This is a genomic window from Streptomyces sp. MS19, from assembly GCF_047200595.1.
In the GTDB taxonomy this organism is placed as follows: Bacteria; Actinomycetota; Actinomycetes; order Streptomycetales; family Streptomycetaceae; genus Streptomyces.
Genome location: NZ_JBJZOH010000085.1, coordinates 1 through 1,775 on the forward strand (window position 1 = coordinate 1; position 1,775 = coordinate 1,775).

Below are 1,775 nucleotides of genomic sequence, written 5' to 3' on the forward strand. Positions count from 1 at the left end.
GCCGTGCCCGGTGCGCAGATCAGCGACGTCACCATCGACGGCTCGCTGAACGGCGCGGGCATCCTCGCGATGGCGGGGGCGCGCGGCAGCGCGACGCTGACCGACGTCACCATCAGCGGCACCGCCGACGGGGACGTGGTGGTCGAGCCCGGCTCCCAGTTCGTCATCACGGGCGGACCGGCGCGGCAGCAGGCACGCTGACCGCACCCGCCCGGCACACAGCACCGCACGAGGGGGCCCGCCGTCCGGCGGGCCCCCTCCGCGCGTGCGCCGCCCCCGCGCCGGACGCCCCCGTCCCCCCGCGCACACAACGGATCCCTGCCGCGCGAATGCCGGGTCCCCTCCGCTGGGCATCCTCCTCCCGTGCCCCGCCCATCGGGCGCGCACCGGAACACGGTAGAACGCACAGGAAACGGATGAACCGCCAGGAAGAAGGAGCCCATGCCCACCACCGCACCGAGACCCACACCCGCGCACAGCCCGCGCACCGCCTCGCCCCGCCCCGCCGGAGCCGCCCGGTGACCCGGGAGGCGACGGCCCGCCAGGCCGTCACCGCCGAGGCGTACAAGGCGGTGTTCCGCCGGCACCCCGCCGGGGTGGCCGTCGTCGCGTTCGCCCACGAGAGCGGCCACACGGGCTTCACCGCCACGTCGGTCATCTCCGTCTCGGCCGACCCGCCGCTCCTCGCGTTCTCCATCGCCGCGTCGTCCTCGTCCTGGCCCGCGCTCGCCGCCGCGCCCACCGTCGCCGTCAGCTTCCTCGCCGACCACCAGGACGATGTCTCCGCCCGCTTCGCCACCAGCGGCATCGACCGCTTCGCCGCGGGCGGCTGGACGCCGCTGCCGACCGGCGAGCCGGTCATCGACGGCGCCGTCTCCTGGCTGCGCGGCGCCGTCGAGCAGCGGACGGCGGTCGGCAGCAGCTACCTCGTCTCGCTGCGCGTCCTGGAGACCCGCACCCGCCCGGACGGCGCCATGCCCCTCGTCTTCCACGACCGCACCTACCACCGCATAGGCACCGGCACCGCGATATGACGGCCGGGAGCCGGGGGCGCGCGCACCGGGCGCACAATGTGACGGCACACGACCACCGAACCCCGGAGCACACGATGCCGCAGAGCCCGCACAGCGCCAGCACGCTCAGCATTCCCCCCGGCTCCACGGTCCTCTTCCAGGGCGACAGCATCACCGACGCGGGGCGCCGCACCGGCCTGGGCGACGGCCTCGGCGACGGGTACGCCGCCCTCGCCGCCCGCCTGCTGGCCGACCGCCACCCCGGCAGCCGCCTCGTCTTCCTCAACCGCGGCGTCGGCGGCGACCGGGTGGCCGACCTGCGGGCACGCTGGACCGACGACGCCGTCGCCCTCAAGCCCGCCCTCGTCTCGGTCCTCGTCGGCGTCAACGACACATGGCGCCGCTACGACTCGGGCCTCACCACGGACATCGCCGCGTACGAGGCCGACTACCGCCACCTGCTCACCAGGACGGCCGACGAGACCGGCGCCCGCCTGCTGCTCGTCGAACCGTTCCTCGTGCCCGTCACGCCGGCGCAGTGGACGTGGCGCGAGGACCTCGATCCGCGTATCCAGGCCGTCAGGCGGCTCGCCGAGGAGTTCGGCGCGGGCCTGCTCGCGGCGGACGGGCTGCTCAACCAGGCGGCGCGCACGGCCGGGGGAGCGGCGCGCGTCGCGGCGGACGGCGTGCACCCGACGCCGTACGGCCACGAGATCCTGGCACGCGCCTGGGCCCGCCTGGTCACGGTCGGCGGCGTCTAGT

2 protein-coding genes and 1 pseudogene are annotated in these 1,775 nt (G+C 75.8%); all 3 read left to right on the forward strand.

Going from position 1 to position 1,775, the window contains the following annotated elements:
* A pseudogene (locus ACL02R_RS29965) lies at nucleotides 1-201 on the forward strand (hypothetical protein); the annotation flags it as partial.
* A gap of 215 nt (nucleotides 202-416) precedes the next feature.
* Nucleotides 417-1,034, forward strand: coding sequence for a flavin reductase family protein (locus ACL02R_RS29970; RefSeq protein WP_412800107.1), 618 nt, complete (start codon nucleotides 417-419; stop codon nucleotides 1,032-1,034).
* A gap of 74 nt (nucleotides 1,035-1,108) precedes the next feature.
* Nucleotides 1,109-1,774 carry an SGNH/GDSL hydrolase family protein gene (locus ACL02R_RS29975; RefSeq protein ID WP_412800108.1) on the forward strand — a complete coding sequence of 222 codons (666 nt, stop codon included), beginning with the start codon at nucleotides 1,109-1,111 and terminating at the stop codon, nucleotides 1,772-1,774.
* Nucleotide 1,775: the final 1 nt, after the last annotated feature.